This window comes from Propioniciclava sp., from assembly GCF_036744435.1.
Classification (GTDB): Bacteria; Actinomycetota; Actinomycetes; order Propionibacteriales; family Propionibacteriaceae; genus Propioniciclava.
Genome location: NZ_DAIOIA010000231.1, coordinates 1 through 1,980 on the forward strand (window position 1 = coordinate 1; position 1,980 = coordinate 1,980).

The 1,980-nt window shown below is 70.0% G+C and carries 2 protein-coding genes and 1 pseudogene; 1 reads left to right on the forward strand and 2 read right to left on the reverse strand.

What is annotated here, in order from left to right:
- A pseudogene (locus V7E09_RS15485) lies at positions 1-197 on the forward strand (hypothetical protein); the annotation flags it as partial.
- A gap of 117 nt (positions 198-314) precedes the next feature.
- On the opposite strand, the gene V7E09_RS15490 reads toward V7E09_RS15485, so the two are convergent.
- Together V7E09_RS15490 and V7E09_RS15495 are read right to left on the reverse strand one after the other, a co-directional pair.
- On the reverse strand, positions 315-863 hold the full coding sequence (locus tag V7E09_RS15490) for an NADPH-dependent FMN reductase (protein ID WP_324523724.1): 549 nt from the start codon (positions 861-863) through the stop codon (positions 315-317).
- 158 nt (positions 864-1,021) lie between these two features.
- The coding region (locus V7E09_RS15495) for an ABC transporter ATP-binding protein (protein WP_324523725.1) at positions 1,022-1,980 on the reverse strand (959 nt) is incomplete at its 5' end.

The window sequence follows — 1,980 nt, forward strand, 5'->3', positions numbered from 1 at the left end:
TCCTGGTGCCGATCCTGAGCGTCTGCTTCGCCGTGTTCTCCACGGTGGGCGGCATCCTGCTCGCGCTGGGCGGCTCGATCCCGATCAGCCCGTACGTGACGACGATCTCCTTCGCCATCTGGGTGGTGTGCACGCTGATCGCCCGCGCCCGGCGGCGTGCCGAGACCGCTCGCGTCGCCGAGCCGGTCGCCGCCTGAGCGGCACTCCGGACGCCGAAAGGCCGGGTGGGATCTGATCCCACCCGGCCTTCGTTGTCCGGCTCGCCTGAGCGACGCTCTCGTCAAGCGTCGATCAGCGCTTCGGCCAGGGTCTCGTCAGGCGAGGCGCCCGGTGAGGTGTTCCAGGGAGTCGAACAGGGCCTTGAGGTCCTCGTTCTGGTGCGCGGTGGGGGTGAAGACGCCGTCCTTGAAGTGCGTGAACAGGCTGACGTTGATCTCGTTGCGGACGTCCACCATGGAGAAGTTCGCCAGGATCGAGCGCCAGTTCTCGATGGCGCGGACGCCGCCGACCGAGCCGTAGCCCACGACCGCGTACGGCTTGCCCATCCATTCAGCACCCAGGCTGTCGATGGCGTTCTTGAAGGCGCCGGGGACGCCGTGGTTGTACTCGGGGGTGACGAGGATGTAGGCGTCGCACGGGTCGATGGCATCGCTCCACGCCTGGACCCGCGGGTCGTCGTAGTGCTTCTTCGCCATCATCGGATGGGTCGCGGACGTGAACAGCGGCACGTCGAAGTCCTTCAAGTCGATCAGTTCGTACTCCGCGCTGCGTCCCTGCGCCTGGGCCTGTTCCTTCACCCAGGTGCCGACCTGCAGGCCGTTGCGGCCCTCGCGAATCGATCCGACGACGATCCCGATCTTCATGCGTTTCCTCTCAAGCTTTGATTGACTGTTCAAGCATAGCCCCGTTGCGGGACGCCCCTCGCACGGGCTCGGTCCGCGACCCGGATGGCTCCTTCACCCGATGGTCCGCCCCCTGGATTGCCCGGGGCACTCCTCCCGCGGCACACCGGGCTGGTTGCTCAGCGCGGGATGACGGCGACGGCGTCCGGACCGGTCCGCACGCGGATGGTCTGGGCGTCGAGCCGGTCGGGGACGCGCACCTCGGCTCGGCGTCCGCTCGGCAGCCGCACGCCGACCTCGATGTAGCCGCGGCGTGGAAGCTGATCGACGATCGGCAGTTCGATCCCGGACGGATCCGGCGTGAGGCTCTCGGGGCCCAGCAGGACCACCGCCGTGGCAGCCAGACCGCTCAGCCCCAGCGCGTCGGCGTCGGGGGCGCTGAGTTCGAGGTCGTAGCCGAGGAACGCGGCCACCTGAGCGCTGGCCGGGTGACGCCACAGCGCCTCGGGGCGGTCGAGCTGCAACAGCGTCCCGCCCGCCATGACGCCGACGCGGTCGGCCAGCGCGAAGGCCTCGTCCTGGTCGTGGGTGACGTGGACGGCGGTCGTGCCGGTGGCGCGCAGCACCTCACCGAGGACGCCGACCAGGTGTTCGCGCAGCGCGCGATCCAACGCCGAGAGCGGCTCATCGAGCAGCATCAGCCGGGGCCGCGGCGCGAGTGAGCGGGCCAGCGCGACGCGTTGCGCCTGGCCGCCGGAGAGTTCGTTGACCTGCCGGGACGCATAGCCCGGCAGCCCGACGAGTTCGAGGAACTCGTCCACGACCGCGCCTCGGCTGCGGCGCGGCAGCGCGTGGAGCCCGTAGGCGACGTTGCGTCCGACGTTCAGGTTGGGGAACAGGGCGGGCTCTTGGAACATCAGCCCGAAGTTGCGTTTGTGGGTGGGGACCCCCGTCAGGTCGTCGGCGTCCCACGACACCGTCCCGGACACCAGCGGCTCCAGCCCGGCGATGGCGCGCAGCAGCGACGATTTGCCCGACCCTGACGCCCCCAGCAGCGCGACGATCTCCCCGGGGGCGACGTCCAGGCTCACCCCGCTCACGGCGGTGATGATCCGGTCGTGCGGGCTGGGCTTGGCCG

Bases quoted from the DNA above. Each gene is read 5' to 3' on its own strand.
- V7E09_RS15490 (WP_324523724.1), bottom strand. From the start codon at position 863: ATGAAGATCGGGATCGTCGTCGGATCGATTCGCGAGGGCCGCAACGGC.